The following is a 16856-nucleotide window of genomic DNA, read 5'->3' on the forward strand; positions in this document are numbered from 1 at the left end:
CTTCATAAAATCAAGAAAACATCAATCAAGGAGGATGCTATCCAACGGAGGGAATGAAATGCTCAAGTACACGTCAACTATTGTCGTGGCTGCGGCCCTCGGACTCGTCGCCGCCTTTACCCAGCCAGTGCAGGCTCAGGCGCCAAAACCCCTATTATTAAAGGGGCAATCGACGCACCCCGCGTCATCGAATTTCCATCTCATCTTCAAGCTCTGGGCCGAGTCCGTCGAAAAGATGTCGGGCGGCCGCCTCAAGATCGAGACGCTCCCCGCCGGCGCGATCGTTCCGCCGTTCGAGGTATTCGACGCCACATCGAAAAACGTCCTCGACGTCGGAATGGCGCCGTTCGGCTACATTCTCGGTCGCAACACCGCGACGATCCCGATGTCGCACGGTCCGCTGTTCGGCATGGACGGAAGCGACTACTGGGCCTGGTACTATGACGGCGGCGGCATGGCCCTGCTGGAAGAATTCTATCGCGACGTCCTCAAGCTCAACGTCGTCGGCTTCCCGATTCCGACCGACTACCCGCAGGGCATGGGCTGGTTCAAGAAGGAGATCAACAGCCTCGCCGACCTCAAGGGCCTGAAATATCGCATCTACGGCATCGGCGCGGAAACCTACGGCCGGCTTGGCGTGTCGGTCGTGACCATTCCTGGCGGCGAGATCGTTCCGGCGATGGAGCGCGGCGTGATCGAAGGCGCCGAATGGATCAACTGCGAGGAAGACAAGAAGCTCGGTCTGCACCAGGTCGCGAAGCACTACTACACCCCTGGCATGCACGAGCCCGTGACCGGGGGGCAGTTGATGATCAACGGCGACGTCTGGAAGAAGCTGACGCCGGACCTGCAGGAGATCGTCAAGGTTGCCAGCGTCTATGCCACGACGCAGCGCAATTTCGCGTTCAACCGCGAGACCGCGCAGGCCTGCCAGGACCTTATAAAGGCGGGCGTCCAGATGCATCGCACGCCGGACGAGATCCTGAAGAACTTCCTCGACGAGTGGGAGAAGATCCAGGCCGAGTACGCCGCCAAGAACCCCTTCTACAAGAAGGCGATGGAGAGTCAGAAGGCCTACGCCGAGAAAATCGTTCCGTTCAAGCTTTCCTGGTTCCCGCCCTATAATTTCGCCGGCGAGTACTACTGGAAAGACAAGGTCTATCTGCAGAAGAAGTGATCCGCTTTCGCGCGCGCAACTGGCGTCATTGAAAGGCGCCAGTTGCTTTCCAGGGGCATGATCCGGAAAAGTGGGAACCGGCTTTCCGAAAAGATCACGCTCAACCGAGAGATGAGATCATGATGCGATTCTTTGTATTCGCCTCATGATCGGGGGGATCATTCATGTCGATTGACGGCGGAGCCTCGCATCCTGCCGGCGTGGGAAGAGAATTTCCACACGCCTTCTACACGATCATTCGGGCCATCGACCGGTTCTCGGACGTTACCGGCAAACTCATCTCGCTGACGATGCTGTTCCTCGTGGTGACGATCACCTACGAGGTCGTGATGCGCTACGGGTTCAATGCCCCGACCGCCTGGGTTTACGAGTCGAGCTTCATGGCCAACGGCGCGGCCTTCATGCTCGGCTGCGGATATGCGCTCTACAAGGGCGCGCACGTCCGTACCGATATTTACTGGGAGAATTTTTCGGAGCGCACCAAGGGGATCATCGACATGATCTCATACGTCCTGCTGTTCTACCCGGTCATGATCACCTTCATGGTGGTCAGCTACGACGCCGCAATGCATTCCTGGGACACCGGCGAGAGGTCGCAGGAAAGCGTGTGGCGCGTGATCATGTGGCCATTCCGGGCCACCATCCCGCTGGCGGCCGTCCTGCTGATGATCCAGGGCGTCTCGGAAGTATTGAAGTGCTGGTATCAGATTCAGTTCGGGCGTGAGTTCGAGCACAAGGAAAAGATCGAGATATGACCGGACTCGAGCTGCTTGGGCTGTTCATGCTGCTGGTGATGCTGGGGGCGATCTTCATCGGCCTGCCGATCAGCTTCACGCTTTTGTTTCTTGCCGGCGTGTTCGGCTACATCGGCATGGGGCCGCGGGTGCTCAGCCTCGCTTACCTGCAGACCATCGGCATCATGAAGCAGGATGAACTGGTCGCGGTGCCGATGTTCATCCTGATGGGCTTCATCTGCGACCAGGCCGGCCTCATGGAGCGGCTGTTCAAGGCGTTCCGCGACCTGTTCGCGCCGCTGAAAGGCGCTCTCTACGTCGTTGTCATCCTCACCGCGACGCTGTTTGGCATCGCGGCCGGAACCGTGGGCGCGACCGTGACGCTGCTCGGCATCATGGCCGGACCGATGATGATCCGGGCCGGCTACGATGTGCGGATGTCGGCGGGCTCGATCGCGGCGGGTGGCACACTAGGCATCCTGATTCCGCCGTCAGTGATGCTGGTGGTGATGGCGCCGGTGCTCGACATCTCGATCATCGACCTGTACGCGGCCGCATTTGGCCCGGGTTTTCTGCTGTCGGCGATGTTCATCGGCTACACCCTGATCCGTTGCCATTTCAATCCGAAGCTCGGACCGCCGGTGCCGCTGGAGGAGCGGCCGGAATCGATAAGGATCGTGCTGTGGGAGTGTCTGGTGGGCCTCGTTCCGGTGACGGTGCTGACCGTCGTTACGCTGGGTGCGATCCTTGCCGGCATCACGACCGCCGCGGAGGCCGCCGCGCTCGGCGCGCTCGGCGCCATCATTCTGGTCATCCTCTACGGTCGCTTCACATGGAGCGGCTTGCTGCAAGCCTGTTACAGCACGATGGCGACCACCAGCATGGTGCTGCTGCTCGCCGTCGCCTCCAACGTGTTCGGAGCGGTGTTCGCCTGGCTCGGCACGGCGAGCTGGATGACCAATGCCTTGCTGGCCTCGCCGCTGCCGGCCTGGGGCACGATGACGCTGCTGCTGACCCTGATATTCCTGCTCGGCTGGCCGTTCGAATGGCCGGCGATCGTGTTCATCTTCATGCCGATGCTGGCGCCTGTGGCCAAGGGGCTCGGCTACGACATGGTGTGGTTCGGCTGCATCGTCGCCGTGGTTCTGCAGACAGCCTTCCTGTCACCGCCGGTCGCCATGTCGGCCTACTATCTCAAACAGGTCGTGAGGGAATGGAATCTGCGGTTGATCTATCGCGGCATGGCGGACTTCATGGTGATCCAGGTTCTCTGCGTGGTGCTGGTGCTGATCTTCCCCGCGATCGCGATGTGGTTCCCGGGCTGGTTGCAGGCCCGCAGGGATGCAGAACGCAAGAAGGTGCAGATCGAGTATGTGGTGCCGCCGGCGGTGACCACTGCCGCGGTCAAATGGAACTGACCGACCCATCAACGTCATTGCGAGGAGCTCTTGCGACGAAGCAATCCAGCTTTCTGCAACGGGGAGAAAGCTGGATTGCGTCGCTTCGCTCGCAATGACGCTGTGGGATTTTCCACTTGCCCATCAGAACGTCGGCGGCGTGCAGGCGCTGATCAGTTCGCAGGGTTTGCCGCCGACGCAGCGGAAGCGATGCGGCCGGCGGCTTTCGAAATAATAGGCGTCGCCGGGTCCGAGGATGCGGCGTTCGCTATCCACGGTCACCTCGAGCCGGCCGCTCAGAATGATGCCGCCTTCCTCGCCGTCGTGCACCAGCGGGATACGCCCGGTGTCGCCACCCGGTTCGTAACGCTCCTTCAGGATCTGGAGCGCGCGGCCGAACAGATTGTCGCCGACCTGGAGAAAGGAGATCTGGCCTTTTCCGATCTCGCTGAGCTCGTCGGAACGGTAAAACGCCTTGCGCGGCCGGTCGGGTTCGAGGGCGAAGAATTCCGCCATTCCCATCGGTATGCCATCGAGAATGCGCTTGAGCGCGCCGACCGAGGGATTCATCTGGTTGGATTCGATCAGCGAAATCGTCGAGTTGGTCACCCCGGAACGCTTGGCCAGCTCGCGCTGCGATAGTTTGTTGCGGTCGCGGACGAAACGAAGCCGCTCGCCGACATCAATGCTCATCGTCGTCCCAATGGTTGTGATTTGGCTGTTGAGGGTGTTGCGGATCGAGTGAATATTATCATCGCAGCGTAGTAAAATCAATTACTTGAGCGGTAGCAGAAAAGGCCTTGCTGCATTTTCATGAACATGGCCCGATGCGGCCAGCCGCAGAGGGAGTCGCCCGTGACCATTCATCAGATCCCAAACACCGCAAGTCTCGACGCATTCTGGATGCCGTTCACGGCAAACCGGCAGTTCAAGGCCGAGCCCCGCCTGATCGCCTCCGCCGAAGGCATGTACTACACGACAGTCGATGGCCGAAAGGCGATCGACGCATCGGCGGGATTGTGGTGCGTCAATGCCGGTCACGGCCGGCGCGAGATCGCGGACGCGGTTCATCGCCAGCTCACGACGCTGGACTATGCGCCGTCGTTCCAGATCGGGCATCCCTTGGCGTTCGATTTTGCCGAGAAGCTGGCGGCGGTCGCGCCCGCCGGGCTGGACCGCATCTTCTTCACCAATTCCGGCTCAGAGTCGGTCGATACCGCGCTCAAGATCGCACTCGCCTATCATCGCGCGGCCGGGCAGGCGACGCGCACCCGTTTCATCGGCCGCGAGCGCGGCTACCATGGCGTCGGTTTCGGCGGCATGTCGGTCGGCGGCATGGTCAACAACCGCAGGGCCTTCGCAACGCATCTTCCGGGCGTCGATCATCTGCGCCATACCCATGATCTCGAGCGCAATGCCTTCTCCAGGGGCCAGCCCGCGCACGGCGCGGAACTTGCCGACGACGTCGAGCGTCTGGTCGCGCTGCATGGCGCTGAAACCATCGCGGCTGTCATCATTGAGCCGGTCGCCGGTTCGACCGGCGTGCTGATCCCGCCGCAGGGTTATCTGCAGCGTCTGCGCGCGCTGTGCGACAAGCACGGCATCCTGTTGATTTTCGATGAGGTGATCACCGGGTTCGGCCGGCTTGGCGCGCCCTTTGCCACCAACTATTTCGGCGTCACGCCCGATCTCATCACCTCCGCCAAGGGGATCACCAACGGCGTGGTTCCGATGGGCGCGGTGTTTGCGAGCCGCAAGGTCCACGACACGCTGATGACCGGGCCGGCCAGCCAGATCGAGCTGTTCCACGGTTATACCTATTCCGCGCATCCGGTGGCCTGCGCCGCCGGCATCGCGACGCTGGAGATCTACCAGAAAGAGGGGCTGCTCACGCGCGGCGCCGAGCTCACCGACTACTGGCAGGATGCCATGCATTCGCTGCGCGGGCTGCCGAACGTGATCGACGTCCGCGCCATTGGGCTGGTTGCGGGTGTCGAGCTGTCGTCGCGGCCGGATGCCGTGGGAGCACGCGGCTACGACGTCATGGTCGACTGCTTCAACCGCGGCCTCGTGCTTCGCAACTCGGGCGATTCCCTCGCAATGTCGCCGCCGCTGATCGTCGAGCGCAGTCACATCGACGATATTGCGGCGATCCTGGGCGATGCAATCAAGCGGGTGGCCTGAAGTTTGCAAAGCCCTGGACCGCAGCGGACATTTTCGTAACGGTGGAACGACGGCTGCGGCGGGAGCATAGACGATCGTGAAGGTTCTGGTTCTGGGCGGCGGCGTCATCGGCGTGACATCAGCCTATTATCTTGCCAAGGCCGGACACGAGGTCACCGTGGTCGACCGCCAGGCGGAGCCCGGGCTCGAGACCAGCTTCGCCAACGCCGGCGAGGTGTCGCCCGGCTACGCGTCGCCGTGGGCCGGCCCCGGCGTGCCGGTCAAGGCGATCAAGTGGCTGTTGATGAAGCATGGTCCGCTGGTGATCCGGCCGAAGTTCGATCCCGTGATGTGGCTGTGGCTGCTCAAGCTGCTGCGCAACTGCACATCGGAGCGCTATGCGATCAACAAGAGCCGCATGATCCCGATCGCCGAATACAGCCGCGATTGCCTGCGCGCGCTGCGCACGGAGATCGCGATCAAATACGACGAGCGCAGCCAGGGCACGCTTCAGCTGTTCCGCACCCGGGCCCAGCTCGACGGCACGGCCAGCGATATCGCCGTGCTGAAGCAGTACGGCGTGCCGTTCGAGCTGCTCGATCGCGATGGCTGTATCGGCGCGGAGCCTGCGCTCGCCGCCGCAAAGCCCGCAATCGTCGGCGGCCTGCGGCTGCCGCAGGACGAGACCGGTGACTGCCATATGTTCACCCAGGCGCTCGCGGTTCACGCCGAAAAGCTCGGCGTCCAGTTCCGTCTCGGCACCACGATCGAGGGGTTGGTCGCCGACGGCTCCCGGATCACCGGCGTCACGACCAGCGCGGGCGTGTTGCGGGCCGACGCCTATGTGATGGCGCTCGGCAGTTGGTCGCCGCGGCTGCTCAGGCCGCTGGGCATTTCGATCCCGGTCTATCCGATCAAGGGCTACTCGATCACGGTGCCGATTGCCGATCCCGATGCGGCGCCGGTGTCGACGGTGATGGACGAGAGCTACAAGGTGGCGATCACGCGGCTCGGCGACCGCATCCGCGTCGGCGGCACCGCCGAAGTGTCGGGCTATTCCGACACGCTGCATCCGGCGCGACGCGCGACGCTCGATCAATCGCTGACCGACCTGTTTCCGGGCGGCGGCCATCTGGGCAAGGCCACCTTCTGGAGCGGGTTGCGGCCGATGACACCCGACGGTCCGCCTGTGATCGGCGCGACCCGCTATGCCAACCTCCATCTCAATACCGGTCACGGCACGCTCGGCTGGACCATGGCGTGCGGCTCGGGACGCGTGCTCGCGGATCTGCTGTCGGGTCGCAAACCCGACATCGATGCGGCTGAGCTTGCCATCACCAGATATGACAACCGGTTTGGCTGATCTCGGGGGCTGACTCGGAAGCCATCTAGTGCGACGCTGGTGCATTGGGATTTTGTTTTGACCCACGGAGCATCCGCGTGAAGGCCGTCTATACCGAACTGCATCGAAGTCACGACCCGCAATTCTTCCTGGTTCGCGGCGTGGTCAAGCGAACCACCGAGCAACCGGAACGCGCCGACCGGCTGCTGGCGGGGCTCAAGGCCGGCAAGCACGATCTGGTCGACCCGGTCGCGTTCGGGCAGGGGCCCCGGGCCAGGGTGCACAGTCCCGAATATCTCGGTTTTCTCGCCGAGGCCTGGGACGCCTGGACGGCGCTTGGGGATTCAGGCCCCGAGATGATCGCCAACATACATCCGGTCCGCCATGCCGCGACCTACCCGACCCATATTGTCGGTCGTCTCGGCTGGCATACAGCCGATACGGGCTGTCCGATCGGACCCGGCACCTGGGCGGCGGCGTGTGCGGCGACGGATGTGGCGACGACGGCGGCACAACTGGTGATGGACGGCGAGGACGCGGCCTACGCGCTCTGCCGTCCTCCCGGTCATCACGCCTATCGCGACCTCGCCGGCGGTTTTTGCTTTCTCAACAACAGCGCCGTCGCGGCGGCCCATCTGCGGCTGAAGCATGAGCGCGTGGCAATCCTCGACGTCGACGTCCATCACGGCAACGGCACGCAGGGCATCTTCTACGAACGGCCCGACGTGCTCACGGTTTCCGTCCATGCCGATCCAGCCTGCTACTATCCGTACGTCTGGGGCTATGCCCACGAGCGCGGCGCGGGGCAGGGGCTTGGCGCCAATCTCAACATTCCCTTGCCGATCGGCACCGGCGATGACGGCTACCTGCAGGCGCTCGGCGTAGCGGAGAAGACGATCCGTGCCTTTGCGCCGGGTGCGCTGGTCGTGGCGCTCGGTCTCGATGCGTCGGAGCATGACCCGCTCGCGGGCCTCGCCGTGACCACCGATGGATTCCGCCGCATCGGTGCGGCCGTTGCGCGGCTGGGGCTTCCCACGGTCTTGGTTCAGGAAGGCGGATATCTCTCGGATATTCTCGGCACCAATCTGACCGCCGCCCTCGCCGGATTCGAGGCGGCACGCTAACCCTTTGCTATCCGATCCTGACCACCATCTTCCCCAGCGCCGTGCGGTTCCGCATGGTCCGGAACGCATCACGAAAATCATCGAATGCGAACACCTTGCCCACCACCGGCTCGAGTTTCTTTTCAGTGAGCCAGGTAAACAGCTGCGCCATCACGCGCCGGTACGCCTCCGGCTCGCGGCGGGGAATCTGGGCGAGGTCGACGCCGAGCAGCGAGCCGCCTTTCAACAGCGGCAGATTGAACGGCAGCGCAGGGATGCTGCCGGCGGCGAAGCCGACCACCAGATGGCGGCCGTTCCAGGCGATCGAGCGGAATGCCTGCAGCGAGACTTCGCCGCCGACGGGATCGAAGATCACGTCGGCGCCGTGACCATCGGTGAGCGTCTTGAGCCTGTCGCGCCAATCGGCCTGCGTGTAATCCACTGCCGCATCGGCGCCGAAGCGAATGGCAAAATTTCGTTTTTCCTCGCTTGAGGCCGCGGCAATGACGCGGGCGCCCAGCAGCTTGCCGAGCTGAACCGCGGCGATTCCGACGCCGCCGGCCGCGCCCAGTACCAGCAGATATTCGCCCGCGCGCAACGCGGCGCGCTCGCTCAGCGCATAGAGCGAGGTGAGGTAGTTGGCGCGGAACGAGGCCGCGACCTCGGGCGCGATCCCCACCGGCATCGGCTCCAGCGCTGCCGCCGGCACGGTGATGTATTCCGCCAGCCCACCCGATCTCGCCATGCCCATGACCGGCGTACCCGGCGTAAACTCCGTGATATCGGCCGCCGTCGCATCCACGATTCCGGCGAATTCCGTTCCAGGCGTGAAGGGCAGGGGATCCCTGGTTTGATACAGCCCCTGCACCTTCAGGCCATCGACGAACCCGACGCTGGCAGCCTGTATCCTGACACGAACCTGACCGGCCGACACGTCCGGCATGGCAACGTCTTGCAGCCGGATATTGTCGATGGAATCGTAGTTCTCGACGACGACCGCTTTCACTTGTTGCCTCCCGACGGCGCCGGCTTGGCCCAGTTCTGATACATCGCCAGCAGCGAGACGATGTCCTGGCCGCGAAATCCCTCGGCCAGCGCCAGCGCGTAGAGTTCGCGGGTCGCGGAAGCGGAGGGTGTCGGCACCCGGGTCGTTCGCCCGAGTTCGACGGCCAGCGCCAGATCCTTCTCGCCCAGCTCCATCTTGAAGCCCGGCGAGAAATCTCCCTTGATCGCGTTCGGGAAGCGCTTGGTGAAGTGATGCGAACGGCCGCCGCTCACCGACAACACGTCGTAGAGCTTGTCCGGCTCGACGCCGGCGGCAACGCCGAGCGCGAACGCTTCCGCCGCCACCAGCACGTTGCCCATCGACATCATGTTGTTGACGATCTTGACGACCTTCGCGGTTCCGACGCCGCCGGTGTATTTCCAGTCGTTGCCGAGCAGCTTGAGGATCGGTTCGGCGCGGGTTACGTCGGCCATCTCGCCGCCGGCGATCAGGATCAGCTTGCCGCTGCGCGCCTCGTTGGGACTGCCGCTGACGGGGCAATCGACGACTGCTAGCCCGCGGGCGGTAGCGGCCCCGGCGACCTGCCGCATCGTCTGCGGGTCGATGGTGCTCAGTTCGATGCACAGCGTACCCCTGGCGGCGTGCGCGACGATCCCGTCGGCACCGAGCCATGCTTCCATCACGGCTTTCGGATCGGGCAGGCTGGTCAGCACCAGTGTTCGCCCGGCGAGCGCTTCGGCGATGTCAGACGCCATCTGGAAGCCGTCCCTGGCCAGGCGGGCGCGCTGATCGGCACTGACGTCATAACCGACGACATCGAGGCCGGACTCCTTGAGGCGTCCTGCCATCCCCGATCCCATCTGTCCCATTCCGATGACCGCGACCTTCTCCGACATGCATCTCTCCCCGCATTTTTTGCTCCCGTGTTGAGGCATTACCGACGCAGGCCAGTCAATCCCCAGTCTGCGCAGGCTGTTGTGGTTGAAACGCCGTCCCACAAAAGGAGCAGCGGCTTAGAATCCAATCCGGGCTGACATGATCCTGGAAAAGCGGATATACCGGAGCTTGCTCACGCAGAATTCTTCAGTCGCCCAATTGCTCACCAGAGCCGCTCTGGTGTAGAAAAATACCAATAGAATGAACATCTTAGACCACCGCTTTTCCGTCGCCCCGATGATGGATTGGACGGACCAAAAGAGAAAAACAAAATATTCTCAGCACTTAAGCATGGTCGCGATCAGCCATGCTGTACCAAATGCTGTACCGCGCTCTTGATGGCGCCTCCAGCAAACGTATTTCGGTTCGGTCCTGCCTTCGGTTTGCTGTCGCGCAATACAGCGTGCCGCGGTTATTCCGTGCGATCGCGTTCGCCGACCAGCGGCGCTTTTCGAAGTGCACAAGCGGTTCAGTTGTTCTTGCGGCGAACGGACGGTGCTTTTGCGCAACGGACTCCGACTGTTTCGCCTTCAGTACAGCAACGTACCTATTTGTTTGCACGAAATGAGTTCAACACTTGCTTTGACGTTGGGGACGCCATTGCAGTCTCGTAATGGACTGGAAAGGCTGGCGACCCGACCATCCCCTATCGGCGAGTTGGCTCGTTGGCTTCGCACAGACCAGGCAAAGATGCTTGAGCAAGAAGAGATCGATCCTAAAGCATCGACAGCAGCAAAGTAATAATTATCGGCTGGGATCTCCGACTTCTGCAGTAAATTACCGAAACCAATATTTCGCTGAAAAGCCATTGCCTAGGCGAGGGTAGGTCGCTAGCGAAGCACCTCGCGCGTTTGGACTAGGCTTAATATAGTTTCGATTGAAACAAGCCGACTCGGTTTTGATCCGGTTAAGTAGTGAGGGCGATCATTTCCTTTCTGGCCGCTTCCACGCGAGCGTCGAGATACTTGGCCAAATCAACGAGGTGGACGCCCTTGGCGCTTTTCTGGCTGGTTTCAATGCGGACGAGTGGAATTGCTATTTCGCCTGCCGATATCTTCTGTACCAGCTTCGTAGCATTGAGATGGGAGAAATAGTCCCGGCACACGTCCTCAATCGGAATGATTGCCTTACCACCGTACTGCGCCATCAAGAGGAAAGCAGTATTCATTGCGAAAATTCCACACGCCCACGCCAGGATCAAACCTCCAGAACCACTTTTGTGGAAGAGGGCTTATACGCACGGGCGGGATTAGGCGGCCGTGGCGTAGAATGTGCGGATTGGTGAGGCGCATATTGCTACGTCAAAGACACGCCTACAAATAACCACTTAGCATTCGGAGCGACACGTCTGGGCCCTCCGAGAAGACGTCCGGCCGAGTAGCCGGCCCGTGAAAGTCATGCGACGCCGATCCCCAGTGCCTCGTCCATCATGGCGAGGGCCTTGTGTGGGTCTTCTCCTGTGCGGGTCCACAGCACGGCCTTGGTGCCGTCGGCGCGGGATGCCAATTCGGCGATACGGTGGGCAATGCGATCGACGATGTCGCGCGAGGCCGTGATGTATCCAAACGGGAAGGGGTAGCCGGATGCCGATTCCGGCGCGTGGATGAGCGCCATCGCCCATGACCCAGGCTTGACGATAATCTCCAATGCATCTGGTAGGTCAGTCGCAGCAACTGCAAGGCACCTGTCGAAACTGGCGGAGAGTTTGCTTGTCGGACCATACAGCTTAGACCAGAACTTCTGATCACTGCCACCGTCCTGCGTTCTTGCGAGCAAGACGGTGCCATCATCCGGGGCATTAGCGGTCGAGAGGGCGCTTGCAAGGTTTGCAAACGGAACGCTTCGGCCCCAGCTCGCGCTCCGCGGCGGCAGCCAGAAGACGGGTGCTCTAGTTGCCGTCGAGGCCCCGCCTACACTTTGCGTCCAGTCAAGTAGTGCCGACCGGACGGCTGCCGTGGAGGTAGTTCCCGCGAGCCGGAGTCCAGGAGCGGCAAAACCTTGTAAAGGGCGCTGCTCCGGCTTCTCGAACAAAGCAGCCCAGTGGTGTTGCTCCCGCGACGATCGCATTCCGTCGCGCCTGAAAAGCCCATTGTCCAGTTCGGCGAGCAGCTCGAACGCCCTGTCATGATCCTGTGGCGCAGCGAACGCATTCAAGCGCGTGCTCAGCTCGGCAATAAGAGAATTCCGCGATCCGGACCGTCCCCTCTGCGAAAGTTCCGAAAAATCGGGTTCAATCGCCGGCGGGTCGCCTGCGCGCCACCGGACCGGGATCTGAAATACCGACGGAAACGTGCCAACCACCTGAATATCTTCGATGGAATGCAGCCGCGTATCTTCGTCGAGCCAGCGTCGGCCTTGTCCCGATCGCCACTCCTGAAAATGCAACTCGAATGCATCCCTAGCCGCGGCGATTGCGGAGGCCGCCTTTTCTCGATCGGGTAGCTTGAGCTCTTCGACAATGCGGGCTTCACGAGCATTAAGATTGGTTTCGTCGACGGGGGCGAAGGCGGCTAGGTCCAAGGATATCGTCGTGGTGATGTCTTCAACTTCAAAGAGTTCAAGCGTATCAGTCAGGGGCGACAGCGCTTCGTGTCCCCGTTGTGATAGGACGAGCTGTCCGTTGCGTTCCGTCACGAGGCCGGTGCTCAGAACATCTTCCAACAAGACCTTTGATTCCGCGGGCTCCAAGTCGAAAAACCCCGCCATTTCCTCCAATCGAATGCCCTGGACGAGATGAACAAGACGCGTCGCAAATTCGGTTGCGACCGGCACCGGCGTGCGCTTCATGACCATTGCAGCAACCCGGAATTTTTGCGCGCGTACGACGAATGAGACGGTGTCGATTTCGATGCCATCGTGGCGGAGATCTGACGCCATGGTCTATCGCTCCCCGCGATTATCGCTGACGACGCGCCCTTGCGCGCGAAGCGTATTGAGAACGAGCGAAAGCGGGCTGGCCTGTCCTCCGAACATCTGCGCCGAGCCGACGAGCACCAGTCTTTCCATGGCACGTGAGAGCGCCACATTGATGCGGTTAGCCGTCCGCACAAAGCCCATATTGTACTCGGGATTGCTCCGGACGAGCGAAACGATGATGACCCTGTTTTCCTTTCCCTGATACGCATCGACCGTATCGATCTTGACCAGCGAGCGAAACTCTTCCGGTAAGCCGGAGCTTACGAACAATTCGTCGATGAGGTCCGCTTGCGGTCCGTACATGCAGATGACGCCGATGAGTGGCTCGTCATTCTTGAGGTCGGCCTTCGCAGCTGTCAGGAACGCTTCCGACGCTGCGATCGAACGGAGCAGGGAAATTACCGCGCTTGCCTCACTCCTGTTGACATAGCTGGTACCTACCGCGCTTTCGCGACGGCCCGAACGGGAGGGTCCGGTATCAATCCAGACGATCTCGTCATCCAGCGGTTTTGGAAGCAGGCCATAGTAAGATGGTGGCGCGCCGCGCTCGGTGCTCAGCTCTTGCCCCGGATAGAATACGTCGGAGACAAGGCGCCCGATCTTTGGCGCCATCCTGTATTGCTTCTTCAGGCTGCGGGCGACAGCCCGGCCGTACTCCGAATGGAACGCCCGCTCGAAATCGCTTCGCTGGAGGTCCTTGCGGGAGGCGATGCCCAGCCGGGGGCCGATCGCGCTTAGAAGTTCATGATCAAAGAGCGGTGGAAGCTGGCGATGATCGCCTACAAGAAGAATCCGTCGGGCGGATTGCATCCCGACGGCAAGTTCGCTCGGCGTGCAACGTGCGGCTTCATCAATGATCACCAGGTCGAATGCGTTGCGTTCGAGCTGGATGCCAGGCCGTCCGATGCCCACGCATGTGCCGCAGATGAGGTTCCGGCTCCGGGCCAACAATTCCTCCAGGCTCCGACCGCGAATGCCGAGAACCGAACTCCACTCATTGCCGAGCTGGAGAAGCCGCAAGAGCCGTCGGCGCGCATCGACGTCGTAGACGGAATGACGCGACGCGAGATCCTCACGCATCTCGCCCAACGCGTCCCGTGGGTTGCCCTCGCCGTCAATGTCACGCTCCCTGAGGGCCGTGTGCCAAACATCCATGAGAGAAGCGAGACGATCCCTCGCCGCGGTGACGACATCGGCGTCAATACCAGTCGCAATGTCCGATTCGCAGAGTTCAATGTGGCGGGCGAGCGATCCGAACACGGCTTCGATCTCAAGCGCCTCGGCCACGTAGTGGCGGTCGAGGCCGAGCCGTCCCGAGGCCGCCGACACCCGCTCCTTAATGCCGGCACGGAAGAGCTCGCGATAGCGATCCTGAATGGCGCGCGCGTGATATTTGCGAAGCGCGGGGGATATTTTAGCGTGCTGGCCAACGCGCAAAGGATCGATGGCGCCGCCGAGCCGTTCTGAGACCTGGAGAATTCGCTCGGCTGCGGTGTTTACAGCTTCGTGAGATTGCGAAAGGACGAGAACGTTGCGCAAATGGGCGCGCGTGAGAGCGTAGTGCACGAGGGAAGCGATAAACAGAGTCTTTCCGGTGCCGGGCGGTCCTTGTAGCAGCCCGACCGGGCCGAACTTCCAAAGATGTTTGAAAGCTTCGGACTGATCGGCGTTGAGTTTGTAGCAGGAGATGTCGTCATCACTCACGTCCGATCCGGTATTTTGCGGGGGTGTGGCGTTCTGCGGATCGAAGTAGCCAACAAGGTTCCGAATCTGGGACCGGCCTTCAAGGATTCTAGCAACAGCCCGCGATCGCCGCTGGAAGCTGGTGAAGTCGTCCGAAGTCTGAAGCTTCAGGAATGCGCCGGCGCGCAAGCCCCGGAAGTTGCGGACGTTGCGAACGACCAGCGCAGTGCCCCGCGAGCGGACTGAATCGAGATCGCCGAGCTTGCGCCCATTCCAGGTGACGCCGACCGGCTGCCCGTCGGTAATTTCAAGTTCGGAAAAGATGTCAGTCGCCACCGAAAGAAAGAGCGTGCGCTCTTCGGAATCGAATTTTGGATCCTCGGCGAGCTGCACATCGGGGGTGATTTCATCCTCAACTGTGATGGTTTCCTGCCAAAACCGTGCCACCGGAAAATGCTGAACCCGCGGTTGCTTCTCTGTGGCGGGGGCCGCGGGTTGTTGCTGTTGATCCGCGCTGGGCGCAGCCTGTGCCGCGTCCGATTTGAGTATTGCCGCCAGTTCGTCGAAGCCCGAAAAGCGCGCCCGTTGCGCGCGCTGAACGGAAACGCTGCCTTTGAATGAAAACGTACGCCACCGTTGCGCCCAAGAGGCGCCGTTCAGATCGGAACCTTGGGCAACCGCGTACCGGGGCTTCAAATCCTTGTCGTCAAGGTCAATCGTGACGCGCTGATCGAAGCCGAATATGTCTATCGAGCTCTTTCCCTTTGACTTGACCAGATGGAAGAGCCCATTGTCGGACAATAATTGTCCCTCAAAGGACGTGCGGGGAGTTTCAATCGTGAGGTTGAGCACGGGCGCGGGCGGCTGCGCCTTTTGCGGTGCGAGGGCGTCCTTGAGAATCTTTAGGGTCAACCACGGCGCGGCGCCTTCGCCGCTTTTCGCAACGCCAAGCAATAGGGCCGCCTTAGTTTCGGCGTCCGGGCAACGATCAGCAAGCTCCAGGGAGATTTGGCCAACCGCATACCGGTCGCGGACGCGTAGGTCCGTGTCTTCAGGCGGACAATACGCGGGCGTTTTCTTGCCGCCTTCGTCCGACGAGAAATCGACTGTATCGACGAGGACCGGGCGCGGCCGCCCTTCACGCGTTCGAACCATGATGTTAGCGGGCGAGAGGTCACCGTGCGTTTGGCCCAGCTCATGAAGCTCCTCGATCGCGGTGACGAGGTCGATCACGAATAAGCGAAGGTCCAGGGGCGACCAGTCGGTGGTATCGCATGTTTCGAGCGCGATTCCATCGATCCACTCCTGGACCAAGAGCAATCCATCCGTGCACAGGCACGCCAGTTCGATGTTCGGAAGCCACTCAGAGGCAACCAGGCGAAGCGCGTGGGCTTTGCCAAAGAATTCGATCAGGCGAACGGCTGCCTTGCGTCTGTCGCCAAGCGATCGTTCCGGCCAACTCTTGACGAAGAGATCGGCGTCGTTCTTGCGCGCCCGGTATATCCGGTACGGTTTCTGCGTGATCCACTCGATGGGGGCGTAATCTGAAATCGGATCGAGGTCATGCCGGTATCGTTCGAGCTGCCTTTCGGGCGATAGTTTTTCTGTCTTGCGGACCAGCTCGGCAAAAGCGTCGGCTGCTTCGACGCCATCCTGAAACCGCTTGCGTGCATCAAGCTGCAGACATTTATCGAACCATGGGGCGAACGCCGGCGGCACGTCGTTCTCGTCTGCCAGACTATCCGGCGGCCAAACCGGCACTTTGTCCACGGATTGAAGACGTTTGCCGGTGAGAAGGCCCCAGACGAGGGCGGCCGCCAGGAACACGTCCTGCTGGAACGCCGTTCCGCGCACGCTGCCGCTGACGTCTTCAGGCACTCGTTGACCGCCGGCCATGAGTTTCGAGCGGGTCTCGCCGATCGACTTTCGTTCCGGGAAATGCGCGGCGCCGAATCCGGACAGCACGACCTTGCTGCGCCGGTCGTCGATCCACACGGAATGGCGGTCAAGGTCGCGATGCGCGACGCGTACCCGGTGAAGGCTTGCGACGCGATCGAGAAACAGCTTTGCCAGCTCGATCCGCCGCTCGATCGCTAGATCGTCGATAACGCCCGAGAAGCGGGTCAGTCGTTCGAGGTCGGGAAGGCGGTCAAAGATTTCCGAGTATCGGAGCGTGAACTCCGAATCGTAGCGAACCGACTGCAGAAGGTAATTCTGATAAAAGGCTGGGTCCTGGACCCGGATGTGGCCCAAGACCGCGCGCTCCCGTTCGGCAACGGGCCGCCGTTCTTCCTCGACAAGGAATTCGGACTCCGCACTGAAGTCCCATAGCCGGAGTAGCCCGGTGTAGTTGGGATCGGCCGGCTGGTGGCACGCATACTCGACATAGAGAGGGTGTT

Annotated in this window: 12 protein-coding genes; 6 read left to right on the top strand and 6 right to left on the bottom strand. The window is 61.5% G+C overall.

Features of this window, described 5'->3' with window-relative positions:
• Positions 1–58: 58 nt before the first annotated feature.
• The 3 genes from Q7U29_RS21895 (at position 59) to Q7U29_RS21905 (ending at position 3329) form a co-directional block, all read left to right on the top strand.
• Complete coding sequence (locus Q7U29_RS21895) at positions 59–1177, top strand: TRAP transporter substrate-binding protein (RefSeq protein ID WP_304744719.1); 1119 nt, start codon at positions 59–61, stop codon at positions 1175–1177.
• Positions 1178–1341: 164 nt separating this feature from the next.
• Positions 1342–1932 carry a TRAP transporter small permease subunit gene (locus Q7U29_RS21900; RefSeq protein ID WP_304744721.1) on the top strand — a complete coding sequence of 197 codons (591 nt, stop codon included), beginning with the start codon at positions 1342–1344 and terminating at the stop codon, positions 1930–1932.
• Positions 1929–3329 (top strand): TRAP transporter large permease subunit, encoded by a 1401-nt coding sequence (locus tag Q7U29_RS21905; RefSeq protein WP_304744723.1) that lies wholly within the window; start codon positions 1929–1931, stop codon positions 3327–3329. The genes Q7U29_RS21900 and Q7U29_RS21905 overlap by 4 nt, the downstream gene beginning before the upstream one ends.
• A 123-nt stretch (positions 3330–3452) precedes the next feature.
• Here the strand turns inward: Q7U29_RS21905 and Q7U29_RS21910 are convergent, their stop codons facing one another.
• The gene (locus Q7U29_RS21910; RefSeq protein ID WP_304744724.1) at positions 3453–4001 is read right to left on the bottom strand and encodes a cupin domain-containing protein; all 549 of its coding nucleotides are present in this window, start codon (positions 3999–4001) and stop codon (positions 3453–3455) included.
• Between the two features lie 126 nt (positions 4002–4127).
• Between Q7U29_RS21910 and Q7U29_RS21915 the strand changes: the two genes are divergently transcribed.
• From Q7U29_RS21915 to Q7U29_RS21925, 3 genes are all read left to right on the top strand, one after another.
• Positions 4128–5492, top strand: a complete 1365-nt coding sequence (locus Q7U29_RS21915) for an aspartate aminotransferase family protein (RefSeq protein WP_370691809.1) — start codon at positions 4128–4130, stop codon at positions 5490–5492.
• A gap of 76 nt (positions 5493–5568) precedes the next feature.
• Complete coding sequence (locus Q7U29_RS21920; protein WP_304744726.1) at positions 5569–6834, top strand: D-amino acid dehydrogenase; 1266 nt, start codon at positions 5569–5571, stop codon at positions 6832–6834.
• A gap of 77 nt (positions 6835–6911) precedes the next feature.
• Positions 6912–7937, top strand: coding sequence for a histone deacetylase family protein (locus tag Q7U29_RS21925; protein ID WP_304744728.1), 1026 nt, complete (start codon positions 6912–6914; stop codon positions 7935–7937).
• A 7-nt stretch (positions 7938–7944) separates the two neighbouring features.
• Here the strand turns inward: Q7U29_RS21925 and Q7U29_RS21930 are convergent, their stop codons facing one another.
• From Q7U29_RS21930 to Q7U29_RS21950, 5 genes are all read right to left on the bottom strand, one after another.
• The gene (locus tag Q7U29_RS21930) at positions 7945–8922 is read right to left on the bottom strand and encodes an NADPH:quinone oxidoreductase family protein (RefSeq protein WP_304744730.1); all 978 of its coding nucleotides are present in this window, start codon (positions 8920–8922) and stop codon (positions 7945–7947) included.
• Positions 8919–9857, bottom strand: a complete 939-nt coding sequence (locus tag Q7U29_RS21935; RefSeq protein ID WP_304744732.1) for an NAD(P)-dependent oxidoreductase — start codon at positions 9855–9857, stop codon at positions 8919–8921. The genes Q7U29_RS21930 and Q7U29_RS21935 overlap by 4 nt, the downstream gene beginning before the upstream one ends.
• Positions 9858–10765: 908 nt before the next feature.
• Positions 10766–11026 (bottom strand): pyocin activator PrtN family protein, encoded by a 261-nt coding sequence (locus Q7U29_RS21940; RefSeq protein ID WP_304744734.1) that lies wholly within the window; start codon positions 11024–11026, stop codon positions 10766–10768.
• A 227-nt stretch (positions 11027–11253) separates the two neighbouring features.
• Positions 11254–12735, bottom strand: a complete 1482-nt coding sequence (locus tag Q7U29_RS21945; RefSeq protein WP_304744736.1) for a hypothetical protein — start codon at positions 12733–12735, stop codon at positions 11254–11256.
• 3 nt (positions 12736–12738) lie between these two features.
• Positions 12739–16710, bottom strand: a complete 3972-nt coding sequence (locus Q7U29_RS21950) for an AAA domain-containing protein (protein ID WP_304744738.1) — start codon at positions 16708–16710, stop codon at positions 12739–12741.
• Positions 16711–16856 lie beyond the last annotated feature (146 nt).

This window comes from Bradyrhizobium sp. (assembly GCF_030654605.1).
In the GTDB taxonomy this organism is placed as follows: Bacteria; Pseudomonadota; Alphaproteobacteria; order Rhizobiales; family Xanthobacteraceae; genus Bradyrhizobium.